We start from the raw sequence: 22,265 nt of genomic DNA on the forward strand, positions 1-22,265 counted from the left end.
ACTTGCGCCGCCGAACCATCCGCAACACCCGTGTCGAACTCACCGAGCTCGGCTTCGGAGCCTCCGTGATCGGCAACCTGTACCGCCTCACCTCCCCCGAGGAGGCGTCTGCCGCGGTCGACGCCGCCTGGGACGCCGGCATCCGCTACTTCGACACGGCCCCCCACTACGGTCTCGGCCTGTCCGAACGCCGTCTCGGCACCGCGCTGCGCGCCAGGCCCCGCAGCGAGTACGTCGTCTCCTCGAAGGTGGGCCGCCTGCTCGTCCCCAACGCAAACCCCCGTGGTGTCGACAGTGAGGGCTTCGTCGTCCGCGACGACGTGCGCCGCGAGTGGGACTTCAGCCGGGAGGGGGTACTGCGCTCCATCGAGGCCACGCTGGAGCGCACCGGCCTGGACCACCTGGACGTCGTCTACCTCCACGACCCCGACGACCACTGGCGGCAGGCCGCAGACGAGGCCATGCCCGCCCTCGCCGAGCTGCGCGACCAGGGCGTCGTCGGCGCGATCGGCGCCGGCATGAACCAGTCCGCCATGCTCGCCCGGTTCCTGCGTGAGACCGCCGCCGACGTCGTCATGCTCGCCGGCCGCTACACCCTGCTCGACCAGGGCGCCCTCGACGACGTCCTGCCCGCCGCGCAGGAGACCGGCAAGAGCGTCGTCGCCGTCGGTGTCTTCAACTCCGGCCTGCTCTCCCGCGACCGTCCCACCGCCGGCATGAAGTACGACTACCAGGACGCACCGCCCGACCTCGTACGGCGAGCCCTGGCCATCGCGGAGATCTGCGAGGCCCACGGTACGAGTCTGCCCGCCGCGGCCATCGCCTTCCCCCGCACCCACCCCCACGTCGTCAACGTCACCCTCGGCATGCGCAACGCCGACCAGGTCACCCGCAACGCCCGGCTCCACCGGCGGAGCACTCCCGCCGGCCTCTGGAACGACCTCCTCGACCAGGGACTCATCCGGTCCGACGTGCCCCTCGGGCGGGTCACGCAGGGTGACGGCATTCCCGAGAGGAGCACCCCGTGTCCCTGACCGACAGGGCGATCGCGCAGATCCGCGAGCTCATCGCCTCCGGTGCGCTCCCGCCCGGCTCGAAGCTGCCTCCCGAACAGGAACTGGCGGCCCAGCTCGGCCTGTCCCGCAATCTGGCCCGGGAGGCGGTCAAGGCGCTGGCCGTGGCCCGCGTCCTGGAGGTCAGACGGGGTGCCACGACAGCCGGTCCTACGGGCGCACCCTCGCGGAGCACGAGGCGATCTACGCCGCCCTGGCCGCTCGGGACGCCGCGCTCGGCCACGCGGCGGCACTGCTGCACGTCAGCAACACCGAACAGTGGCTGCGGGAGCACCTGGAGTCCGCGGGCGGCTCGTCCGGGAGCGGCCCGGCAGCCGGACTCGCCTCCTGACCAGGGCCGCCCACGCCGGGTGCGGACCGTCAGGGAGTCCCGGACGAGCGGGTCTACGCGACGCCCTCGCTCCGGATCCGTCCAGGGATCTTCGGCCGGTCGTGCCGGTATCATCGGCGTCACATTCGACGGCCCTCCTGGCGGACGCGCGCCGGGGGCCCTGAGGAGCGGCGCTCACGGAGGGAGCTCAGGTTGTCCCTGACGGACAAGGCCATAGAGCAGATCCGTGAGCTCATCCGCTCGGGGGCGCTTCCCCCGGGTGCGAAACTGCCCCCGGAGCCGGAGCTGGCGGCGCAGCTGGGGCTCTCGCGCAACCTCGCCCGCGAGGCGGTCAAGGCTCTGTCCGTCGCCCGGGTGCTGGAGGTCCGCCGGGGGGACGGCACCTACGTGACCAGTCTCCAGCCGAGCCTGCTCCTGGAGGGCCTGGGCGGCGCGGTGGAGCTCCTCCAGAGCGACAAGGGCGCGCTGCAGGATCTGATGGAGGTGCGGCGGCTGCTCGAACCGCTCGCCACCGGGCTCGCCGCCGACCGGATCACGGACGAGCAACTGGCCGAGGTCGAGCGGCACTTGGACGCCATGCGCGAGGCACGCGACGACGTCGAGCAGCTCAACGCGCACGACGCCGCCTTCCATCGGGCGGTCGTCGCGGCCACCGGCAACGAAACCCTGCTCACCCTGCTCGAGGGCATCTCCGGCCGCACCCTGCGCGCGCGCATCTGGCGCGGGCAGGTCGACGACCGGTCGTCCGAGCGGACCCTGGCGGAGCACCAGGCGATCTTCGACGCCCTGTGCACCCGTGACCCCGCCCTCAGCCAGGCCGCTGCCCTGCTGCACGTCAGCAACACCGAGCACTGGCTCCGTCGGCACCTGCAGTCCCTCGACCTTCAGGCCTGACGCCTCCCGGGAGCGGGAACCGGACGCCACAGCCCGGGTTCGGCCACAACTCGCGGGAAGTATGTGCCACGCATTGACGGTTGCCGCGAGCTTCCTATCATCCCAACCATCGACACCCCGAGCGCCGTTCGAGGTATCGGACGATCCATGAGAACCGGGGCCTCCTGGAGTGCCCGAGGGCGCCCCTCACCTGCACCCATTTGTCATGCGCACGCCCATCTCCAGCTTGAGGAGTGATGTGATGCCGGCACGCAAGTCACCCAGGTTGTGGTCCGTCGTCGCCGCGGCGTTCCTCGCCGTGGCGACAGCCACCAGCGCCACGGCTCTGCACGACGGCACGGGCGGGCAACACACCGCGCCCGCCGGGGCCGCGGCCCCGGCGGCGACGGCCGGGTGCGGCAAAGCCCCCGGACTCAACAGCGGCACCCACACCCTGCAGATCAACGGCAAGAGCCGCAGTTACATCCTGAGGGTGCCGGACAACTACGACCGCAACCGCTCCTACCGGATGGTCTTCGGCTTCCACTGGCTGGGCGGCACCGCCGACGACGTGGCCACGGGCCGCACCGTCGAGAACGGCACCTGGGCCTACTACGGGCTGCAACGGCTCGCGAACAACAGCGCCATCTTCATCGCACCACAAGGCCTGAACAACGGCTGGGCCAACTCCGGTGGCGAGGACCTGGCCTTCGTCGACGCCATGATCCGCCAGATCGACGGTGCGCTGTGCGTCGACACCACCCGGCGCTTCTCCGTCGGCTTCAGCTACGGCGGCGCCATGACCTACGCCTTGGCCTGCTCCCGGGCGACGGTCTTCCGCGCGGTCGCGGTGCAGTCCGGCGGTCAGCTCAGCGGCTGCAGCGGCGGCTCCCAGCCCGTCGCGTACCTGGGCATCCACGGCATCCGGGACTCCGTCCTCGGGGTGGCCGGCGGACGTTCGCTGCGTGACCGTTTCGTCCGCAACAACGGGTGCACGGCCCAGAACGCGCCCGAACCCGCGCAGGGCAGCAGGGCGCACCGCGTCACCCAGTACGCGGGATGCTCCTCCGGACACCCGGTCGTGTGGGCCGCGTTCGACGAGGGCCACATCGCCGCACCCCAGGACGGGGCCGCCGGTGACAGTGGCTCCAGGACCTGGGTGCCGGGCGAGATCTGGAACTTCTTCACACGGTTCTGAGACCTCCGCCCCGGCACCGGGCCGGCGGGAGGCGTCATGCCGACGCGGTCGCGGCTCGTTCCGCCCGGGAACGGGCCGCGCGGTCCCGCGGCGCGTCATGTCCACGACCGCGCCGCCACCGGGTCCAGCCGGATGAGAACGGCGGTGTTCCCGCGCGGCAGCGAGACGGTGAGCCGACCCGCGTCCGCATCCCACTCCACGACGGCATCGGACGTAGGTGGATACAGCACCGTGGGCTCGACCCGAGCCCCGTGCAGGTGGGGAACGGCGAGCGTGCGGTCGGTGTCTCCGGATCCGTTCCGGACCGGGCCGCCCGGGGCAGGTACCGCCCCGCCGTTGTCCGGTTCCCTCCTGCAGACGACGAGGAACGTGGCCCCTCGGCTCCGAAGTCCGTGAGCGACCCACTCGTCCTCCCAGCCGGGAAGCCCCAGGGGCCAGAACGGCCTCGCCCGGCCCAGCTCCGGCCGGAGCTCCTTGTACACGGAGACCGCCGAGCGGACGAGGCCGGACTGCTCGGGGCTCATCAGATTGAGGAAGCCGGAGAGGTGGACGCGGCCGAGCAGGGCCCCGGTGAGGGTGAGGGCGATCTCGTCAGGGGTGTGATCCGGCTGGGGGTAGGCCCAGACCGCGGCCTGCTCCGGTGCCACGGCGGTGGCGGCCGCGGCGGCGATGGGCGGATAGCGCAGGAGGTCCTGCTGATCGCTGGTGGACTGCAGTTGCGCCACGGCCAGCTGCGCGTAGTCCATGCGCAGGCCGCCCGATCCGCAGTTCTCCAGGACGAGACCGGGATGCCGGTCGAGGAGCGAGGCCATCCAGTCGAGGTGGGCACGATGGTGCCCGAGCAGACCGGCACCCGCGCTCTCGGAGCCGTTCTCCGTGCCGGGACCGATGTTGATGTTGTAGTCGAGCTTCAGGTAGCCGACACCCCACTCACCGACCAGCCGGTCCACGACCCCGTCGAGGTGGGCGCGGGCGGCCGGGTGACGCAGGTCCAGGTGGTGCCGCCCGTGTTCGGTGACACGCAGGCCGCCGCGCCGGAAGAACGCCTCGGGAGGAAGGGTGCGGGCCAGGGGGCTGCGCACGCCGACGACTTCGGGTTCGAGCCAGAGCCCCGGGGTCATCCCGTGCGCCCTGATGGCGTCCAGGACCTCCGGCAGACCGCCCGGGAAACGGCGGGGAGCGGGCTCCCATGCGCCGACGGCGTCCCACCAGCCCTGGGCGTCGTCGTCGTACCAGCCCGCGTCGATCACGAACACCTCGGCACCGGCCGCACCCGCCGCCTCGATCAGCGGCAGGAGCCGCTCGGTGGTGGGGTCGCCCATCAGGGTGTTCATGTAGTCGTTGTAGATCACCGGCAGCGCGCGGTGGTCGGGGTGGTCGCGGCGGATGCTGCGGCGGTGGTCGGTGAGTTCACCGAAGGCCGCGTCCAGTCCGCCGGTCTCGGTATGGACGACCACGGCCGGCACCGTGTGGAACTCCTCGCCGGGAGCCAGGGTGTGCCACCACTGGTGGTGCGCGTCGTCGGGGCCGAACAGGGCCACATAGGCGGCCCCCTCGCGTTCACCCGTCTCGAAGCGCCAGCCCGCACTGGACTCGATCTGCCACAGCCAGGCACGGCCGTCCGCGTCGGTGAGACCGGCCACGGGAAGATGGCGGCCGGTGGACCAGCTCCCCTGCGAGTACCGCTCGAAGCAGCCCCGGCCCTCATGGCCGTGCGCGGAACGGCTCAGCGCGACCACCCGCTTGCGGAACCCGTCCTGCCGCCACCGGCATTCGGCGAGCCAGTCGTTGTCGGCCCAGTGCAGCGTCAGGTCGTCGAGGCCGCCCTCCCCGCCGACGATGCCGCCGAGTGCCAGGGTGGAGACGCTCTCCAGCCGCAGCACCGCGTCGCCCTCGTTGACGAGGCGTACCCGGGCGCGCAGGCAACCGCTGCCCGCACGCGTCTCCAGGGTGACGTGGGCGGCCAGACCGGTTCCGGGATCCGTGAGCCGGATCGTCGTACGGTCCACGCCGTCGTGCCGGACCGTCTCGTGCCCCTGGTAGATCAGGCGCTCACCGATGGCGGTCTCGATGAAGCGCTCCCCCGACCACATGCGCCCGTGACCGGTGGCGGTGACCTCGACGAGGGGCACCAGGCGGGTCCAGTCCTGACCGGGTCTGCCCAGCCTCACCGCTCCGCCGGCGTCCAGGACGGCGTACAGGCCGGTTTCCGGATGCGACCAGACCCGGGAGCCCTCGACTGTTTCGACGGTAGCGGTCAACGCGCTTCCCCTTCCGGGATGTTCGGTCCTGCGGCGGTCTGTGTGGGGGCTGATCTGGGGATTCACCAACGGCGGCGGGGCCGGGCCCCGGTGGCGGATGTACCCGGGAGCCGAATCCGCTCCCGCGGTCTCTTGACGCCCGCGTTGTGACCGCTCACAATCCTCGCATGTTTGTGACCGGTCACACAAGGTCGTGCGACTCCGCCGACCCCCCTCAGGGACGGCGGAAGGCCGCGAGCATCCGCGATGTCGCCCGGGCGGCGGGCGTGTCCTACCAGACCGTTTCGAGGGTCGTCAACGGCCACCCGAACGTCCGGGAGGAGACGCGCAAGCGGGTGCAGGAGGCCATCTCCGCCCTGGGATTCAGGCGCAACGCCACCGCGTTCGCGCTGGCCAGCGGCGTGACCCGGTCGATCACCGTCCTCACGTCGAACACCCTGCTCTACGGTTACGCAGCCACCCTGCAGGGCCTGGAGGAGGCGACCCGCGCCGCGGGCCACACGCTCGGCGTGCGGGTCCTGACCCCCGAGGACGACCTGGACCGCACGATCGCATCGGCCGCCGACGCCGGTGGCGGCCTGGTGGTCATCGGCTTCGACCGCCTGGGCGCGGCCGCCCTGGACCGCGTACCGGCACACGTGCCGTGCGCGGCGGTGGTGGAGGCTCCGCCACCGGGGAGCACACCCGGGCTCCCCGCCGTGTGGGCGGACGACCGCGAGGCGGCCCGTGCCGCCACCGAACACCTGTTGTCGCTGGGGCACGACACCGTCCACTACGTGGCGATTCCCGCCTCGACCGGATCCCCTCGCTCGGTGGGGCCGCGCGCCGAAGGCCGGCGTCAGGCCCTGGAATCGGCCGGTGTCGCCGTTCCCGAGCCGTCCGGCAAGGGCTGGGACGCCCAGGCCGGATACGAGGCCGGGAGGAAACTCGCCCGGAACCCGGAGGCCACCGCGATCCTCTGCGGCAACGACGACCTGGCGCTGGGTGTGCTGCGGGCCCTGCACCACGCCGGGCGACGGGTCCCGCAGGACGTCAGCGTCGTCGGATTCGACGACGCTCCGCACTCCGCCTACGTCACACCGTCCCTCACGACGGTCCGCATGGACTTCCAGGGGCTGGGCCGCGCCGCCTTCGGGCTGCTGCGCACCCGGCTCGACCCCGATCAGCAGGCCCCCGTGGCACCGCCGGCCGCACCCACCCTCGTCCTCCGGGAGAGCGCGGGCCCGCGGCGCAGGTGAGCCGGACCGCACCCCCGCACCACCTCTCCTCCGCCTCCTCGCAGTCATCGCCTCTCTCCGCAGCACCGCACCGCCTTCCCGCTCCTCACGACCAAGGATCTCGCCATGAGAAGAGCCGCCTCCGTCCTTGTCACCGCCTGTCTGCTCGGCCTGACCGCCACCGCCTGCAGCGACAGCACCGCCGGCGGAACCGGCGCCGCTGCCGAGGGACCGGTCGACCCGACGGCCGACCTCAAGGGTGTCGAACTCACCATGTGGACGGCCCAGAACAGCGTCGGGCAGCCCAAGCAGGCCATCGAGGCGTTCGAGAAGGCCACCGGCGCCAAGATCAACACCGAGGTCATCCCCGACCCGTACGAGTCGAACGTCCCGACCAAGCTCGCCTCGGGCGTCAAGCCGGACCTGATGTTCTGGCAGCCCACGGGCAGCACCCTGCCGTTCATCCAGCCGCAGCAGAACCTGCTCCAGCTCGACAACGAGGACTGGGTGAAGAAGCTCGGCAAGACGGAGCAGGGCCTCGGCCAGGTGGACGGCCACCGCTACGCGGCCATCGTCACCAGCCCCGCGGTCCTCGGCGTCTACTACAACAAGGACGTCTTCAAGAAGGCCGGCATCACCACGATGCCGAAGAGCTACGACGACCTCCTCGCCACCGCCTCGAAGATCAAGTCGAAGACGGGTGTGGCCCCCTTCTTCGAGGTCGGCGGCGACAAGTGGCCCCTGCAGTGGCAGGTCCAGGTGCAGATGACGGATCTGCCGCAGACGTTCTGGGACAAGCTGAACGAGAACAAGGCCAGTTGGACCGACAAGACCATCGTCGACGCCATCACGAAGTACAAGACGAAGGTCCTCGACGGCGGTCTGGCGCAGAAGAACTACAAGACGGCCACGTTCGTCGACCAGGGCAAGGCGATCATGGACGGCGGTGCCGCGATGGCCCTCAACGTCACCTCGCTCCAGGCCCAGATACAGGCCACCTCCAGCACCCAGGAGATGGACGACAAGCTCGGCTGGTTCCCCATCGCCAACAGCGCCGCGAAGGCCGAGTACTCGCCCGACCAGACCAACGGCGTCGTCGCCTTCAAGACCGGCGACACCAAGCGGCAGAACGCCGCCCGGCAGTTCCTGTCCTTCTGGCTCGGCAAGGACTACCCGGACTACATCAAGGCGAACAAGCTCGTCTCGGTGCAGCCGTCGGTGCCCAACCCCAAAGGTCTGCCGCAGACCGCGATCGCCCAGGCCGAGGCGCTGTCCGCCGCCACCGGCGTCTTCCAGGTCAAGGCACTGACCGCGCCCGACATGCACCTCGCCCTCGCCGACATGATCTACGGCAAGAAGTCGCCCCAGCAGGTCGCCCAGGCCGCCCAGGACCAGTTCGAGCAGGTGCTCAAGGCGCGCGGCGTCTCCAGCTTCTGACCGGCGCCCCCTGTCGCCAAACCGCCCCCGGGCCGCCGTCGGCGGCGCGCCCGGGGCCCGCATTCGGAGGTGAGAAAGTGGTGGACACCGCCACCAGGGGCGCCCTCGACGCCACGCGCGCGAAGGACCGGAGGGCATCGCCCCGCCGCGCCCGGCGCGAGCGCGTCCGCAGGAAGGCCGACCAGCCGTGGTGGTTCGCGCTTCCCGCGCTCGCCGTGTTCGGCGTGTTCTTCCTGCTGCCCAACCTGCTGAACTTCGTGTACCCGTTCACCGACTGGTCGGCGTTCCACCCGCAGATCGGCTTCGTGGGCCTGTCGAACTTCGAGACCATCCTCAACGACGGCTCGATGGTCCGCGACATCCGCATCACCCTGGAGTACGCGGTCCTGGTGGCCGTGTTCCAGAACGGGTTCGGTCTGGGCCTGGCCCGGCTGCTGGAGCGGGACACCCGCTTCAACCGCTTCTTCCGGGCGGTGTTCTTCCTGCCCGTACTGATCTCCGCCCTGGCCGTGGGCTACATCTTCCGGGCCCTGCTCGCGCAGGACGGGGCACTCAACGGCGTGCTGTCCGCCCTCGCGGGGCACCAGGTCGACACGCCCTGGCTGGGGTCGACGACCTGGACCCTGGTCGTGGTGACCCTCGTCCACGGCTGGAAGTGGATGGGCCTGGCCATGCTGATCTACCTCGCGGGCCTGAAGAGCATGCCCGGTGACGTGCTGGAGGCCGCCCGGATCGACGGGGCCGGGGCCTGGCGCACCTTCTGGTCGATCCGGTTCCCGCTGCTGGCGCCCGCCGTGACGTTCAACGTCACGACCGCCCTGATCGGCTCCATGAACACCTTCGACATCGTCCAGGCCACCACCGGGGGTGGCCCCGGCAGCGAGACCGAGGTGTTCAACATCTACATGTTCCGCATCTTCGGCCAGGGACTGTACGCCCAGGCGTCCGCGATGAGCCTGGTGCTCTTCCTCGTGGTCGTCGTCCTCGCCGTGCCCGTGATCGTCGGCCTGCGCCGGAGGGAGATCAACCAGTGACCACCGCCACCGTGTTCGCTCCCGCCCGCCGGAGCGCCGCGCGCCGGCTGCAGCCGACGGCCGTCCTGCTCATCGCGGCCGTCACCATCGGCATCCCGCTCTGGCTCGTCGCGGTGACCTCCGTGAAGCCCCAGGCGGAGGCGATCAAGCCCAACCTCTCGCTGCCGCACCGGGTGCAGGCGGCGGAGAACTACCAGCAGACCTTCGACCAGGGCAAGGTCGTCCAGGGCTTCGTCAACAGCGTGCTGGTCGTGGTCCCTTCCGTCCTCCTCGTGCTGCTGCTGGGCGCCGGCGCCGCCTGGGTCTTCGCCCGCCGCACGGGGCGCCTGTCCGGCACGCTGTACGCCTTGAGCATCAGCGGCCTCCTGCTCCCGCCCGCCGTCATCACCATCGTCATGGAACTGCGTCAACTCGGCCTGGCCGGCACCCAGCTGGGCATGATCGCGGTCTACACGGGGATGTACCTGTCGACGTCGATCTTCTTCATGACCGGCTTCATCCGGAACCTCCCCGAGGAACTGGAGGAGGCCGCCCGCATGGACGGCGCCGGTCCGGCCCGGGTCTTCTTCCAGGTGATCCTGCCGCTCCTGCGCCCCGTCATCGCCACCGCGACGATCATGGTGATGCTCTTCGCGTGGAGCGACATCTTCTACGCGTTCTTCGTGCTGGGCGGCGGGGCGAAGGCCACGCTCCCGCTCAACCTCTACCAGGTCGCGAGCGCCCAGCTGTACCTGAACAACTGGCACCTCATCTTCGCCTACGTCGTGATGATGAGCCTGCCGATGGTGGCCGTCTTCGTCATCGCCCAGCGCCGGATCGTCGCCGGCATCACCAGCGGCGCCGTCAAATAACGCGCGCCCACGACTTCCGGGCGCTCCCCCGCGTCCCGGCCCTCACCCTCCGGTCCGCCCGGTCCGTCCGGGCCCCCGGGTCCACTCACCATCCTCCCGCAACGACGCGGGAGGCGGAGGACGCACATGCCCCGAACCGAGCACACCTCACGCAAGACCGCGCGCCTCATGGGAGCCATCGCCTGCGCCGCCGCGCTGATCGGCACCGCCATGACCCTTCCGGCCGCCCAGGCGGCCACCCCGCGGGTCACCGTCGACCTGGGCAGAACCACCGGTGACGTGATGCACGGCGCCAACGGAACGCTGTACGGACTCAGCGACGACGGTGTCCCCGGCGACGAGCTGGTGGCCCCGCTGCACATGACCACGGTCGTGCAGAAGGCGCCGGACGGTGCGCAGCACCCCAACGGGGATGCGCTCACGATCAAAAAGGGCTACGACCGCAACGGCGGCGGCGAGGTCCACATCTACATGCAGGACGTCTACGCCCAGTGGCCGTACGAGAACCTCGGCCTGGACGACTACCTGGCCAAGGTCGACACCATGGTCCGCAAGGTCGCCGCCCGCCCCGACCGGGACGACTTCGTGTGGGTGCCCTTCAACGAACCGGACGGCAACTGGTATCCGGACCTGGGCAGTTCGGACAGCGCCAAGTACGCGAGCGCCCTGAACAGGTTCCGCAAGGACTGGCGCACCGTCTACCGGAAGATCCGCTCGATCATCCCCGACGCCCGGATAGCGGGGCCCAACGAGACCCACTACGACGGCAGGCTCATGGGCGACTTCTATCCGTGGGCCGAGGCCGGCAAGGTGCTCCCGGACATCACGACATGGCACGAGCTGGGCCCGGACTCCCTGAGGGACTTCGAGTCCCACCTCGCCGACTACCGGGCCGTCGAGGAGAAGGCCGGCATCTCCGAGCGGCCGGTCAGCATCAACGAGTACGGCAACCGGCGTGACCAGTCCGTGCCCGGCCAGATGGTCCAGTGGCTTTCGATGTTCGAGCGCAACAAGGTCTACGCCGACCAGGCGTACTGGAACGTCGCGGGCAACCTCAACGACAACGCAGCGCAGACCAACATCCCCAACGGCACCTGGTGGCTGCTGCGCTGGTACGCGGGCCTGACCGGCAAGACCGTGCGGCTGGACCCGCCGCAGCCGAACACGGTCGACACGGTCCAGGGCATCGCCTCACTGGACACCGGCCGCACACAGGCCCAGGTACTGCTCGGCGGCACCTCCGGCGACGTCGAGACGGTGCTCCGCCACGTTCCCGAGCGCTTCGGCAAGAAGGTCGACGTCACCGTCGAGCGCATCGGCTGGAGCGGCTACGAGGGCGGCGCCGCGCCGAGCGTGGTGTCCCGCACCACCAGCAAGGTCGCCGCGAACGGCAGTGTCACCGTGCCGTTGACGAACCTGGACGCCATGTCGGCGTACCGCGTCACCGTCAACCCGGCCGGCAGCGGCTCCCCCACCGCGGCGAGCCTGCCCTGGTCCGCGTCGTACGAGGCGGAGAACGCCGCGATCACCGGCGGCACGGTCTACTCCCAGGGTTCGCTGAGCAATCCCTACGGCTTCGCCACCTCCGGCACCAAGGACGTCGGCAGCCTGAACCAGCCGGACAGCAAGGTCGCCTTCACCGTCGACGTCCCGAAGACCGGCACCTACGACCTGGACGTCTTCTACGGCAACCAGTCCGGCGGGCCCGCCACCCAGACCCTCACGGTCGACGGCGGCGCGCCGAAGACCCTCACCTACGGCTCGACCTTGAACTGGACCTACCGCGCCACGGCGAGCACACCCGTGTCCCTGACGGCCGGCACGCACACCCTGACCCTGGGCAAGGGCACCAACGAGGTCACCCTCGACAAGATCGACCTCACCGCGTCCAGGACCCCGGACTCCGTCTACCCCGCGGCCTACGCCGACATCAGCGGGTCCCCGTCGTACGACTACAGCGCCTCCGGGCGCAGCGGCGCCGGCGCCCTGGTGCTGGGCCGCGGCGACAAGGCCGCCTTCGACCTACACGCGCCGGCCGACGGCTACTACACCGTGCACGCCGACTACGCCGCCACCGGCCGGGGCACCTTGAGCCTGGACGGCGCCACCGCCGCCGCGCTCCCCTCCACTCGGGGCCGGGTCACCGACAAGTCCCTGCGGCTGTACCTGTCGCAGGGCAACAACCGCATCACCGCCGCCGTCCCGGGCAACGGCAGCCTCTCCCTGCGCGACCTGCGCGTCACCGGCGCGGTCAGCACCTCGGGGGTCACCGCCTACGAGGCCGAGGACGCCACCCCCAGGGGCACCGCGTCGGTCTCGCGCAACTCCTGGGCCTCCGGCGGCACGTACGTCGGACACGTCGGCCGGGGCGCCGGCAACACGCTCACCTTCACGGTGAACGCCCCCTCGGCCGGGCGATATGTGATGAACGTGCGCTATGCCAACGCCGAGGTCGCCGGGTCCGGGAACTACAACACCAATGTCGTCTCCCGGGCAGCGGACATCACCGTCAACGACACCTCCCGGAGGGTGATGTTCCGCAACTCCTACAGCTGGTCCGACTTCTGGGACCTTCCGGTCCCCGTCACCCTCGAGGCCGGCGCCAACACCATCACCTTCGGCAACCCGACGGCGTACGCGCCGGACATCGACAAGGTGACCGTCGCGCCCCTGAACGGCTGACGAGAAGGGTCGCGGTCGGGCGGCGCACCGCCGGTTCTAGCGCCAGGGATCAAGGGCGTGCTTGCCACGGGTCCGGCCGGCTTCCAGGTTCTTCAGCACCTCCGGCCCCTCGGCCAGGGGGTGAAGTTCCGGGGTGCCGGGCGGGTACACGCCGCGGGCGATGAGGGCGTCGATCTCGCCGAGCAGCGTCCGGTAGAGGGACGGGGCGGCGGTCGCCAGCGCACCGATGTGCAGGCCCTTGACCTGGACCGGGTGGGTGAAGACCAGGTCGTGCGTGGTCAGGGTGGCATCGCCGGACGCGGCGCCGAACACGATGACGCGTCCGGTGAAGGGCTTGGTGACCGACAGACTGGTCTCGAACGTGGCGCGGCCCACCGATTCCAGGACCAGGTCGACGCCGCCTGTCCGACGGGTGATCTCCGCGGCCAGGTCGGGCCGCCTGCTGTCCAGGACCTCATCGGCGCCGAGCGCTTCGACGATGGCGTGCTTGTCGGGGGACGCCGTGGCCGTCACACGCGCTCCGTAGTGGCGCGCCAGGCGGACGGCTGCCTGCCCCACGCCGCCGGCCGCGGCATGGACGAGCACCACCTCCCCCTTCTTGATCTCTCCCAACGGCTTCAGCGCCGCCAATGCGGTGGCCCAGTTCAACACGAGGCCGAGAGCTTCGGCGTCGCTCCAGCCGGACGGCACGGGAAGTACGCCCGCGGCGGACATCGTCATGTACTGCGCGAAGGCACCCGGACCGGTTCCCACGACATGGGTGCCGAGCCGAAGCGGACTCTCGACGTCCGGACCGGCCCCCACGATCTCGCCGGCGGCTTCGAAGCCCGCCACGTAAGGCGCGTGCGGCCCTCCGCCGTACGTTCCGCGGGTCTGCATGACGTCGGCGAAGTTGATCCCGGCGGCGCCGACGCGGATCAGGTACTCGCCGGGCCCCGGGGTGGGACGACGGTGATCGGTGGCGAGGGTGAGGTCCTTCGGCCCCTGGTGCGAGTGCTGGATGAGTGCTCGTATCGTCTGTTCGGTGGCCTGCTGCGGCTCGTCGGTCTCCATGCATGAGAACGTAGGAGCCTGACACTTACGTCAAGGTCAAGCGGCGCTCATCGGCCGCTGCGGCGGGCCTCCCGGAGGTAGGTGTCGAGGGCCGCCTGCTGATCGCTGAGAGCGGCGACGCGTGCGGCGAGCCGATCGCGATAGCGCTGTACCTCGTGGAGGAACTCCGCGCACACCGCTTCGGTGCCGGCATCGGTTCCGTCGGTGAGGCTCGGCAGGGCTTCCCTGATCAACCGCACCGGGAGCCCCGATTCCAGCAGCGAGCGGATGACGAGCACCCGGTCGATCGTGGACTGGCAGTAGTCGCGGAACCCGTTGCTGAAGCGGCCAGGGACGATCAGGCCCTCGTCCTCGTAGTGCCGTAACGACCGTGCACTCACGCCAGTGATCCGGGAAGCCTCGCTGATCTTCATGTCCGAAGCCAACGCCCGGGCACGCCGCTGTCTTCCAGCACCGAGTGCCACAACGAGGTAGCCGCACACCCGGGGGCAGTGGGCCTCGTCATCGATCGGGCCGGTGCAGGTCTGACGCCGTCACGCGGATCAACTGAGGGGCAGGCCGGCAGGCCAGGGGCACTGCGCCGGGCAGGTGCCGTTCCGTCGCGGATGAGAAAACCGTTGGTGGAGTTCATGCGGCCACTGCTACCTTTCCTCAGGCCGTGCGACAGAGCGAGGAGGTGGTACCCGTGAACGCAGAATCGACATGGGTGCTCCCCTCCGGGGTCACGGTCGGGCGATAGGTCGTCGTCCAGGAGCGCCGTTCCATGGCACTCCCGAAAGGCACGACGATGCAATTCACTTCTGAGCAGCGTCTCGACGACGCTGTCCTCGAGCGCGAATTCACCCTCGGCGAGATTCCCGGCATCCTGTGGACGCCCGGATCGGCATCCGCATCCGCACCGGTGCCTCTGATCCTGCTCAGCCCTCCGCCTCTCGGGCTGCGCACGTCGTACCCCCGACTGGTGGCCCGAGCGCGGCACTCTGCGGCGGGTGGCTTCGCCACGGCCGGCATCGAGCTCCCCGGACGGGGCGACCGGCCTCGCCGGCCTGCCGCGGAGCGGGCCCTCGCAGACCTGCGCCGGGCCGTGGAAGCGGGCGAGCCGGTGAGCAACAAGATCATCGACGCCTGCATCCTCCCCCTGGTCGACCAGGCGGTCCCGGAATGGCAGGCCGCTCTGGACGCCCTCCTGTCGCTGCCCGAGATCAGCGGCCCCGTCGGGTACTCGGGGGGAGTGATCTCCATCGGGACCCGACTGGCAGTGGTCGAGCCGCGCATCTCGGCCGCCGTGCTGTTCGCCGGGAGTTTCGTGCCTCGGGCCATGTTCGAAGAGGCCCGCCAGGTCACCATTCCCCTGCACGTCCTGTTGCAGTGGGACGACGAAGGCAACGACCGGCAGGCGGCCCTGGACCTGTTCGACGCCTTCGGCTCGAAGGAGAAGACACTGCACGCCAACATGGGCGGCCACACCGGCGTCCCTCCGTTCGCGGGGGACGCCGCCGCACAGTTCTTCGCCCGACACCTGAGGTGACGCCGGGCCGTCAGGCCACGAGCAGACGGTAACCGCGTCGGCCGGGATGCCTGCATCCGGAGCAGCTCCCGGCCCGCCTCGGCTCTCCACGTCACGGGCCCCTGCCAGACCCTGGCAGGGGCCCGTCCTGCCCACAGCCCGATCCCGGTTGCGCGGGCCCCTGGACGTGGTCGCAGCTCGGTCAGCTGGGGGAAGCCACCGCCGAGGCCGGAACCGCGGCGGTGGACTTGGGGTTCAGCAGCCGTTCGGCCAGTTCACCGAAGAGGAGTCCGAAGCCGGCCCACAGGGTGACCTGCAGGGCGAGCGCGGACAGCCGGAACCGCCACAGCACGGTGGCCGGGAAGTCGCTCGGCACCTCGTTGACGACGGGCAGGAACGCGTACGCCAGCCCGGTCACGACGGCGAACGCGGTCACCGCGACGACCGTGGCGTACCAGGTGCCCAGCCTTGGGGCGAGCCGCTTGCCCAGGAGGGCCGCGGCCACCGCGAGGAGCACGCTGAGCGCCATCATCAGGAAGTACAGGGTGGTCCGCTTGCCGATGGTGCCGGGGTCGCCGACGGCGGGCGGGTTGGCCGGGTACTTCAGGAACGGGACCACATAGACGGCGAGCAGCGCGCAACCGGACAGCAGCAGCGCGGTGGCCCGCGGGGTGAAGTGGCCCACGCGGCCGAGGGCGAAGCAGTAGGCGAGGGCGGCGATGCCGCCGAAGGCGACCCCGTAGATCAGCACACCGGTCGCCAGGCCGGCGGTGGACTGGAGGCCGCGAGAGACGAGTTCGACCTCGTGCTCGTGGGCAGGTGCGTGGGCTTCCTCGAAGCCGATCGCCTTGTCGACGTTCGGCTCCCCGAGGAAGTAGGCGACGACCAGGGCGAGCGCGCCGGCGGCGAGGCCGGCGAGCATGCCCCGCACGAGGAGGTTTCTCACCGTTGCGGAGTTCATGGGCGCTGGTTCCCCCGGATCAGTGGCAGGGGAAGCCGAGCAGGTGGCGGGCGTCGTGCACCCACTCGTGGACGTCCTCGCCGGAGACGACGGAGGTGGCGCCCTGCTCGGCGCCGACGAAGTACAGCAGGACCAGCATCAGGATGCCGAAGAAGACCGCCCAGGGGACGATCGCGCCGATCGGCAGCTTGACGGGGAGGGCGGGGGTGGTGGCGGTCGGCGGGGCGACATGCTGCGCCATGGCAGGGCCTCCTCTGGGAGTTCGCGTCCCATCTCGGTGGTGCACGTGACGACGGCTACGGGTCTGACTCGCCGCCCCCGTTCCCAGGGGCCGGCACACAGTGGCGCGACCGTGCCGGATTCCCACCGGCTTCCGTTCTGCCGTCGTCGATACCAGAGCGACGGTAGCCCTCGGCCGGTACATGACCAATGCCGAGCCGAGGGGCGAGGGCCTGTTCTCACCGAACGCTTACCCCGGGCGCAATGGGGAAGGTCGTTCGTCGACGAAGGCCGCCATGCCCCCCCTTCCGGTCGGCGATGGCGAACAGCGCGCGAAAGAGGCGCGCAGGTCGAGGCCGGCACACCGCAGGCGGCCTCCCTCCGCCCCACGGTCAGTACCGCCGTCCAGCCGGTGGCGAACGTTCAGCCGGTCAGGCACGTCACAGTCACGACCACTCACGAAAGGCTCCCCTATGACTGCCGTGCGTCGCGCAGCTCGTGCCGCGCTTCCGTCCCTCCTGCTGATCGCAGGTCTTGCGTGGGCGACGACCTCCTGCGGCGAGAAGGCTGCTTCAGGCACAGCGGGAACGGAGTCTGCGCCGGCCCCGAGCGGGACCGCCTGGAAGGAGCCCTCCTCGTACACCTACACCCTGACGTCGAGTGAAGGAGAGCGGGCTCTGATCGGCACCTTCCACGTGACCGTCCGCGACCACAAGGTGGTGAAAGCAGCCGGGCTCGACGACAGCAGCCGGCGGGTGGTGAAGCAGTCACCCGCCGCGGTGCCCACCATCGCCGTGTTGCTGGACGAACTCGCCCAGGCCAGGCGCGAGAACGCGGACACGGCTGAAGCGGAGTACGCCGCCGACGGACACCCTGCACGCATCACCCTGGACTGGGAGAAGAACGCGGTCGACGACGAAGCCCTGTACGTCATCAGCGCCTACGAGCCCGCCCACCGCTAGCCGGTCACGAGACGAGGCCCCTCTTGCCCCCGTTCTAGGGGGAGCACGCCTGCACGGAGCCTCACACCTGGTCGGAGCTCTAGGAAGCCGAGCCACCCGGACCGGGGAACGGATCTCGGGAGGGCCAAGCTGCACCGGGTGGTGCTCGACGAGCTCGGTGAGCCGATTCCGGAGAAGGTCGGTGCCGGCCTGACGCTCGGGTGATCTATGTCCGTTCACGGCCTCCACTCCCGGGAGCGCGCGTGGAACCATGAGCGCACCCGGGCCGTGCAGCCCGAGCTGACCGCGGCCGCGATCCGCCCTCACCCCCTCGAAAGGTCATCACACGCGCATGAGCGACGACAACTCCGTGCTGGCGTCACAGAGGCCCGGTACCGAGCGGGGGCGGATGCCGAGCGGACTCGTCGCGCTGGCACTCGGCGGTTTCGGTATCGGTCTGACCGAGTTCCTGATCGCCGGGCTGCTGCCACAGGTGGCGTCGAGCTTCGCGGTGTCCGAGGCGGCCGCCGGCTGGCTGATCTCCGGGTACGCGCTGAGTGTTGCGGTGGGGGCCGTCACGCTGACCGCTGCGACGGTACGGCTGCCCCGCAAGCAGGTCCTGGTCGGCCTGGTGGCGCTGTTCGTCATCGGCAACCTGCTGTCCGCGATCGCGCCGAACTATCAGGTGATGCTGCTCGGGCGGATCGTCGCGGCGCTGTGCCACGGCTCGTTCTTCGGGATCGGGTCCTTGGTCGCGCGCACTCTGGTCGCCCCGGAGATGAAGTCCCGGGCCGTGGCGGTCATGTTCGCCGGGCTGACGGTCGCGAACGTACTCGGTGTCCCGTTCGGCGCACTGGTCGGCGAGCGGTGGGGCTGGCGTGCGGCCTTCTGGGCGGTGACCGCGGTCGGTGCGCTGGCGCTGGTGGGTATCGCCCTCTTGGTTCCCGCGTGGGCGGGACGGCCCCAGGCGCAGCGAGGAGATGAGTCCAGCCCGGTGCGGCCCCTCGGGCTGGCGGTTCAGGTCCGTGCGTTCCGGTCCTGGCAGGTCTGGCTGACCCTGTCGGCGACCGCACTCAGCTACGGCGGGATGTTCGGCGCATTCAGCTACATCGCCTACACGTTCACCGAGGTCAGCGGCTTCGCCCCAGCCGATGTCTCCTGGCTGCTCATGGTGTACGGCGTCGGCCTGGTCGTCGGGAACCTGGTCGGCGGGCGTGCGGCCGACCGTGACCGGGACCGAGCTCTGGTGCTGGCCCTGCTCGCGCTCACCGTCACCCTGACCTTGTTCGGTCTGCTGGCCGAAAGCCCCGTCGCATCGGTGGTCATGGTGTTCGCGCTGGGGGTCACCGGGTTCGCCAGTGTGCCCGGCATGATCACTCGCGTCACCGACTTCGCCCACGGGGCGGCACTGGCGGCCAGCGCCAACGTGTCCGCGTCCAACGTCGGCAACGCGCTCGGCGCCTGGCTCGGAGGGCTCGCCATCACGGCGGGCTTCGGCTATTCCTCACCGCTCTACGTCGGCGCTGGTATCGCACTGACCTCTTGGGTCGTCATGGTCGTCGCCGCCCGCCGAGCCGCTCAGCACGACGGACCGGATACGTGACGGATTCGACTGCACGTCCCTGAGGTTGGATCGAGCAGGCATGGTCGGCCAGGGGGTCGTCCTGTCCCCTGCGGGTACGCCGGTTCCGCACGCGTCGGATGCCCCCTGGCCCGCCAGGGAACTGCTGCGTGCCGGTGCCCCCGCCTCCTGGGTGGTCGGCCGCGGAAGGTTGCGACCGCGGCGGGGCTGTGCCGGGGTACCTCCTGGAGGGTCACCGATGTGCCGGCGCAGATGCCAGAAGCGTGGTCCAGTCCTGGGCGTCGGCCCACTCGGCGAAGGTGTGCCAGCCGACCTCGGGGTAGTCGCGGCGCAGCCCGGCGACATCGACGTCCAGGCCCGAGGTGGTGAAGTACTCGAACATGGCGGCCAGGTCCGCGGACCAGGTCCGTACGTAGGTCAGGGGCACTTCTTGATGGGTCACCGGGCGGCCGGTGGCCGTGGCGAGGGTCTTTGCGATCTGGCCCGGTGTGCACTCGTCGGAGGCGATGTCGATACGCCGTCCGGCGAACTCGTCGCGGCGCTGGAGGGCCAGCGCCGCGAATGCGCCGATGTCGTCGGCGGGGATGAGCGTGAGCGGCCGGTCGGTGGGCATGGGCCAGGCGAAAGTGCCGTCACGCAGGCCGTCGAGGGTCCAGCCGCCGGCGTAGTTGTCCATGAACGCCGCCGGGGCGATCACCGTCCAGGGCAGGCCGGAAGCGCGGAGGTGCTGCTCGACCAGGTACTTGCTCTCGTAGTGCGGCACGCCGGTGTCCCGGTCGGCGTGGGCGGCGGAGGTGAGTACGACGTGCCCGATGCGGGCGGCCGCCGCGGCGTCGACGATGGCCTTGCCCTGCCGGGCTTCGACCACGGTGTCTGCTTCGAAGGGTGTGGTGACGGCGAAGAGCGAGTCCGCCCCGGCGAGGGCGTCGTCGAGGGACGCGCGGTCGTCGAAGTCGGCACGGTGCACTTCTGCTCCGAGGCCGCGCAGGGTGACGGCGGCGGGCGAGTCGGGCCGGCGGGTGAGCGCGCGTACCCGGTGGCCGGCAGCAAGCAGAGCGCGGGCGGTGGCCCCGCCCTGGGCTCCGGTGGCCCCGGTGACGGCGATGGTGAGCATGGATCCCCCTGGATAGACTGACTGCGTGGCACATTAACTGCGTCACGCAGCAGACTATAGACAGCTGCGTCGCGCAGCAATAGGAGGACGATCCAGGTGACGAAGTCGCGTCGGGCCCGGTTGTACGAGGAGTTGTCGATGGAGTCCCGCCGCTACCTGGCGGCGTACGTGCTGTTCAACCAGGCTCTCGCCGACCACCTCGGACTGCATGCGACCGACGTGCAGTGTCTGAGCCTGCTGACGGCCGAACCCGGGCCGCTCACCGTGAAGCAGATCGCCGACATGACGGGTCTGACCACGGGCTCTGCCACACGGCTGGTGGACCGGCTCGAGCGCGGCGGCTACGTGGCCCGCACCCCCGATCAGCAGGACCGCCGCCGCGTCCTGGTCGCGCCGGTGCCCGACCGCGTGGCCCGCGTCGCCGCGGTCTGGGACGACCTCGGCGTGGCCTGGCAGGCGCTGCTCGACGAACACACCGAGGACGAGCTCGAGGTGATCACCCGTCACATGCGACAGGCGCACGACCTCAGCCACGCGCAGATGCAGCACCTGCGTTCCCGGCCCAAGCCGGACTGAGCAGCGGCCGCAGGCAACCGATCAAGCACCCTGCACTGCCGTACGGATCACGACCAGCAGGTCGATAGGCACGTTGAGCGGGGCCTGAAGAGGATCTCACGAACCCTTCACGGCGTTTCGGCTCATCCGCCAGACTTCTGCTTGTTCCCCAACGGAGAAGAGGTCGGCGAGCATGGGCAACAGCGCGCTTCTGGTGATGGACGTCCAACGGGACGTCGTGGCCATCGCCGACGACGGGTCCGGATATCTGCCGCGCTTGCGCAGAGCGATCGACGGCGCCCGGGCTGCCGGCATCACCGTGATCTACGTCAAGATGGCGTTACGGCCGGGTGACTATGAGGTCGGCCCTCGCAACAAGGTGATCACCAACGTGGTACGGGCCGGTCTGTTCGCCGAGGGTGCCCCTGGCACCGAGATCCATCACGACGTCGCGCCTCAGGAGGACGACGTCGTGATCACCAAGAGGCGGGGAAGCGCGTTCTCGGGCAGCGACCTCGACTTGGTCCTCAGGACGCGGGACATCGACAGCCTTGTCCTCACCGGCATCGCCACCAGTGCTGTGGTGCTGTCCACCTTGTGGCACGCCATCGACCTGGACTTCGGCCTCACCGTCCTGACCGACGCCTGCCTCGACACCGACCCCGAGGTGCACACGATGCTCACGGAAAGGCTGTTCCCGCAGTGGGCAGATGTCTTCACTGTCGAGGACTGGCTCAAAGCCATCGCAACGCGGTAGCAGGAGTCGCCAGCGTCGAAGGTGAAGACCGTTGTGCGTACGTCTCTCCACTGCCTGCGGACCGGAGGCGCCTCGGCACTCCCCGAACCCAGCGGGGGCGCCCCGCCGCGGCGCCCCGGCATGGCCGCCGCTCCCTGCACCGCCTACTGGCGGCCGCGTCCAGACTGACGATCCCGGCCTGCGTCTCGGGTCTGCTGGAAGGCGTCGGCGATGGTCTCCGCAGCGCCGGACAGCACGCCCTTGGTCTTGCCGCGGGCACCGGACTCGGTGACCTTCCCCGCGAGTTCCGTGAGCCCTGCCGGCTTGCGCGGCCCCGCCTCGAGATCGAGACGGTTGCACGCCTCCGCGAAGCGCAGGTAGGTGTCCACGCTGGCCACCACGATCCGTATGTCGATCTTGAGGATCTCGATTCCGACGAGGGAGACACGCACAAACGCGTCAATCACCAGCCCGCGGTCGAGAATGAGCTCAAGAACGTCGTAGAGGCCGCTGGAACCGCCCCCGCCACCGTGCTGTGTCGCGACGGTCATCGCGTTCACTCCTCGTCGCCCGCGTCGTGTCCCCGTATGTCGCTGTCGGCGCTGCCCCGTCGGGAGACAGGCTTGGCATGCGGATGACC

The 22,265-nt window shown here is 70.3% G+C and carries 20 protein-coding genes, 1 pseudogene and 1 riboswitch; of the genes and pseudogenes, 14 read left to right on the forward strand and 7 right to left on the reverse strand.

Annotated elements, in window-relative coordinates; genetic code table 11:
- Window positions 1–2 precede the first annotated feature (2 nt).
- From AB0B29_RS29695 to AB0B29_RS29710, 4 genes and pseudogenes are all read left to right on the forward strand, one after another.
- Window positions 3–1,034, forward strand: coding sequence for an aldo/keto reductase (locus tag AB0B29_RS29695; RefSeq protein ID WP_362244534.1), 1,032 nt, complete (start codon window positions 3–5; stop codon window positions 1,032–1,034).
- Window positions 1,025–1,404: pseudogene (locus AB0B29_RS29700) on the forward strand (FadR/GntR family transcriptional regulator). The gene AB0B29_RS29695 and the pseudogene AB0B29_RS29700 overlap by 10 nt, the downstream one beginning before the upstream one ends.
- A 192-nt stretch (window positions 1,405–1,596) precedes the next feature.
- A complete protein-coding gene (locus AB0B29_RS29705) occupies window positions 1,597–2,298 on the forward strand; it encodes a FadR/GntR family transcriptional regulator (RefSeq protein ID WP_362244535.1) in 702 nt (233 codons plus the stop codon).
- 241 nt (window positions 2,299–2,539) lie between these two features.
- The gene (locus tag AB0B29_RS29710; protein ID WP_362244536.1) at window positions 2,540–3,475 is read left to right on the forward strand and encodes an alpha/beta hydrolase family esterase; all 936 of its coding nucleotides are present in this window, start codon (window positions 2,540–2,542) and stop codon (window positions 3,473–3,475) included.
- A 95-nt stretch (window positions 3,476–3,570) separates the two neighbouring features.
- Here AB0B29_RS29710 and AB0B29_RS29715 read toward each other — a convergent pair whose 3' ends face one another.
- Entirely contained in the window at window positions 3,571–5,736 is a 2,166-nt protein-coding gene (locus AB0B29_RS29715) for a glycoside hydrolase family 36 protein (RefSeq protein WP_362244537.1), read from the reverse strand.
- 167 nt (window positions 5,737–5,903) lie between these two features.
- Here AB0B29_RS29715 and AB0B29_RS29720 point away from each other — a divergent pair, with 167 nt between their 5' ends.
- The 5 genes from AB0B29_RS29720 (at window position 5,904) to AB0B29_RS29740 (ending at window position 12,957) form a co-directional block, all read left to right on the forward strand.
- Window positions 5,904–6,974 (forward strand): LacI family DNA-binding transcriptional regulator, encoded by a 1,071-nt coding sequence (locus tag AB0B29_RS29720; protein ID WP_436845903.1) that lies wholly within the window; start codon window positions 5,904–5,906, stop codon window positions 6,972–6,974.
- A gap of 105 nt (window positions 6,975–7,079) precedes the next feature.
- Window positions 7,080–8,390 (forward strand): ABC transporter substrate-binding protein, encoded by a 1,311-nt coding sequence (locus AB0B29_RS29725; protein WP_362244539.1) that lies wholly within the window; start codon window positions 7,080–7,082, stop codon window positions 8,388–8,390.
- Window positions 8,391–8,467: 77 nt separating this feature from the next.
- Window positions 8,468–9,424, forward strand: coding sequence for a carbohydrate ABC transporter permease (locus AB0B29_RS29730; protein ID WP_362244540.1), 957 nt, complete (start codon window positions 8,468–8,470; stop codon window positions 9,422–9,424).
- On the forward strand, window positions 9,421–10,275 hold the full coding sequence (locus AB0B29_RS29735) for a carbohydrate ABC transporter permease (RefSeq protein WP_362244541.1): 855 nt from the start codon (window positions 9,421–9,423) through the stop codon (window positions 10,273–10,275). Before AB0B29_RS29730 ends, AB0B29_RS29735 begins: the two co-directional genes overlap by 4 nt.
- Window positions 10,276–10,401: 126 nt before the next feature.
- A complete protein-coding gene (locus AB0B29_RS29740; RefSeq protein WP_362244542.1) occupies window positions 10,402–12,957 on the forward strand; it encodes a CBM35 domain-containing protein in 2,556 nt (851 codons plus the stop codon).
- 36 nt (window positions 12,958–12,993) lie between these two features.
- On the opposite strand, the gene AB0B29_RS29745 is transcribed toward AB0B29_RS29740, so the two are convergent.
- Both AB0B29_RS29745 and AB0B29_RS29750 read right to left on the reverse strand, forming a co-directional pair.
- Window positions 12,994–14,010, reverse strand: coding sequence for an NADPH:quinone oxidoreductase family protein (locus AB0B29_RS29745; RefSeq protein ID WP_362244543.1), 1,017 nt, complete (start codon window positions 14,008–14,010; stop codon window positions 12,994–12,996).
- A gap of 47 nt (window positions 14,011–14,057) precedes the next feature.
- Window positions 14,058–14,423, reverse strand: coding sequence for a MerR family transcriptional regulator (locus tag AB0B29_RS29750; RefSeq protein WP_362244544.1), 366 nt, complete (start codon window positions 14,421–14,423; stop codon window positions 14,058–14,060).
- A gap of 374 nt (window positions 14,424–14,797) precedes the next feature.
- Here AB0B29_RS29750 and AB0B29_RS29755 point away from each other — a divergent pair, with 374 nt between their 5' ends.
- Window positions 14,798–15,538 carry an alpha/beta hydrolase gene (locus tag AB0B29_RS29755; protein ID WP_362244545.1) on the forward strand — a complete coding sequence of 247 codons (741 nt, stop codon included), beginning with the start codon at window positions 14,798–14,800 and terminating at the stop codon, window positions 15,536–15,538.
- 181 nt (window positions 15,539–15,719) lie between these two features.
- Here AB0B29_RS29755 and AB0B29_RS29760 read toward each other — a convergent pair whose 3' ends face one another.
- Together AB0B29_RS29760 and AB0B29_RS29765 are read right to left on the reverse strand one after the other, a co-directional pair.
- Window positions 15,720–16,478: a CbtA family protein gene (locus AB0B29_RS29760; RefSeq protein WP_362244546.1), complete on the reverse strand. Its 759-nt coding sequence runs from the start codon at window positions 16,476–16,478 to the stop codon at window positions 15,720–15,722.
- A 19-nt stretch (window positions 16,479–16,497) separates the two neighbouring features.
- On the reverse strand, window positions 16,498–16,719 hold the full coding sequence (locus AB0B29_RS29765) for a CbtB domain-containing protein (RefSeq protein WP_362244547.1): 222 nt from the start codon (window positions 16,717–16,719) through the stop codon (window positions 16,498–16,500).
- Between the two features lie 37 nt (window positions 16,720–16,756).
- Window positions 16,757–16,905: riboswitch (cobalamin riboswitch) on the reverse strand.
- Between the two features lie 265 nt (window positions 16,906–17,170).
- On the opposite strand from AB0B29_RS29765, the gene AB0B29_RS29770 reads away from it, so the two are divergent.
- Together AB0B29_RS29770 and AB0B29_RS29775 are read left to right on the forward strand one after the other, a co-directional pair.
- Window positions 17,171–17,659: a DUF6174 domain-containing protein gene (locus AB0B29_RS29770; protein ID WP_362244548.1), complete on the forward strand. Its 489-nt coding sequence runs from the start codon at window positions 17,171–17,173 to the stop codon at window positions 17,657–17,659.
- Window positions 17,660–18,047: 388 nt separating this feature from the next.
- Window positions 18,048–19,241: an MFS transporter gene (locus AB0B29_RS29775; RefSeq protein ID WP_362244613.1), complete on the forward strand. Its 1,194-nt coding sequence runs from the start codon at window positions 18,048–18,050 to the stop codon at window positions 19,239–19,241.
- Between the two features lie 211 nt (window positions 19,242–19,452).
- Here AB0B29_RS29775 and AB0B29_RS29780 read toward each other — a convergent pair whose 3' ends face one another.
- Window positions 19,453–20,334, reverse strand: a complete 882-nt coding sequence (locus AB0B29_RS29780; protein WP_362244549.1) for an NmrA/HSCARG family protein — start codon at window positions 20,332–20,334, stop codon at window positions 19,453–19,455.
- Window positions 20,335–20,472: 138 nt separating this feature from the next.
- On the opposite strand from AB0B29_RS29780, the gene AB0B29_RS29785 reads away from it, so the two are divergent.
- Both AB0B29_RS29785 and AB0B29_RS29790 read left to right on the forward strand, forming a co-directional pair.
- Complete coding sequence (locus tag AB0B29_RS29785; protein ID WP_362244614.1) at window positions 20,473–20,910, forward strand: MarR family winged helix-turn-helix transcriptional regulator; 438 nt, start codon at window positions 20,473–20,475, stop codon at window positions 20,908–20,910.
- A gap of 172 nt (window positions 20,911–21,082) precedes the next feature.
- A complete protein-coding gene (locus tag AB0B29_RS29790; protein ID WP_362244550.1) occupies window positions 21,083–21,646 on the forward strand; it encodes a cysteine hydrolase family protein in 564 nt (187 codons plus the stop codon).
- Between the two features lie 143 nt (window positions 21,647–21,789).
- On the opposite strand, the gene AB0B29_RS29795 is transcribed toward AB0B29_RS29790, so the two are convergent.
- Complete coding sequence (locus AB0B29_RS29795; protein ID WP_362244551.1) at window positions 21,790–22,176, reverse strand: gas vesicle structural protein GvpA; 387 nt, start codon at window positions 22,174–22,176, stop codon at window positions 21,790–21,792.
- Window positions 22,177–22,265: the final 89 nt, after the last annotated feature.

The sequence above is a fragment of the Streptomyces tibetensis genome, assembly GCF_040647715.1.
GTDB lineage: Bacteria > Actinomycetota > Actinomycetes > Streptomycetales > Streptomycetaceae > Streptomyces > Streptomyces tibetensis_A.

Coding starts and splice junctions, on each gene's coding strand:
- AB0B29_RS29765 (WP_362244547.1), bottom strand. CDS start 16,719: ATGGCGCAGCATGTCGCCCCGCCGACCGCCACCACCCCCGCCCTCCCC.
- AB0B29_RS29785 (WP_362244614.1), top strand. CDS start 20,473: ATGGAGTCCCGCCGCTACCTGGCGGCGTACGTGCTGTTCAACCAGGCT.
- AB0B29_RS29725 (WP_362244539.1), top strand. CDS start 7,080: ATGAGAAGAGCCGCCTCCGTCCTTGTCACCGCCTGTCTGCTCGGCCTG.
- AB0B29_RS29780 (WP_362244549.1), bottom strand. CDS start 20,334: ATGCTCACCATCGCCGTCACCGGGGCCACCGGAGCCCAGGGCGGGGCC.
- AB0B29_RS29710 (WP_362244536.1), top strand. CDS start 2,540: ATGCCGGCACGCAAGTCACCCAGGTTGTGGTCCGTCGTCGCCGCGGCG.
- AB0B29_RS29790 (WP_362244550.1), top strand. CDS start 21,083: ATGGGCAACAGCGCGCTTCTGGTGATGGACGTCCAACGGGACGTCGTG.
- AB0B29_RS29740 (WP_362244542.1), top strand. CDS start 10,402: ATGCCCCGAACCGAGCACACCTCACGCAAGACCGCGCGCCTCATGGGA.
- AB0B29_RS29755 (WP_362244545.1), top strand. CDS start 14,798: ATGCAATTCACTTCTGAGCAGCGTCTCGACGACGCTGTCCTCGAGCGC.
- AB0B29_RS29795 (WP_362244551.1), bottom strand. CDS start 22,176: ATGACCGTCGCGACACAGCACGGTGGCGGGGGCGGTTCCAGCGGCCTC.
- AB0B29_RS29745 (WP_362244543.1), bottom strand. CDS start 14,010: ATGGAGACCGACGAGCCGCAGCAGGCCACCGAACAGACGATACGAGCA.
- AB0B29_RS29770 (WP_362244548.1), top strand. CDS start 17,171: ATGACTGCCGTGCGTCGCGCAGCTCGTGCCGCGCTTCCGTCCCTCCTG.
- AB0B29_RS29775 (WP_362244613.1), top strand. CDS start 18,048: ATGCCGAGCGGACTCGTCGCGCTGGCACTCGGCGGTTTCGGTATCGGT.
- AB0B29_RS29750 (WP_362244544.1), bottom strand. CDS start 14,423: ATGAAGATCAGCGAGGCTTCCCGGATCACTGGCGTGAGTGCACGGTCG.
- AB0B29_RS29760 (WP_362244546.1), bottom strand. CDS start 16,478: ATGAACTCCGCAACGGTGAGAAACCTCCTCGTGCGGGGCATGCTCGCC.
- AB0B29_RS29720 (WP_436845903.1), top strand. CDS start 5,904: ATGTTTGTGACCGGTCACACAAGGTCGTGCGACTCCGCCGACCCCCCT.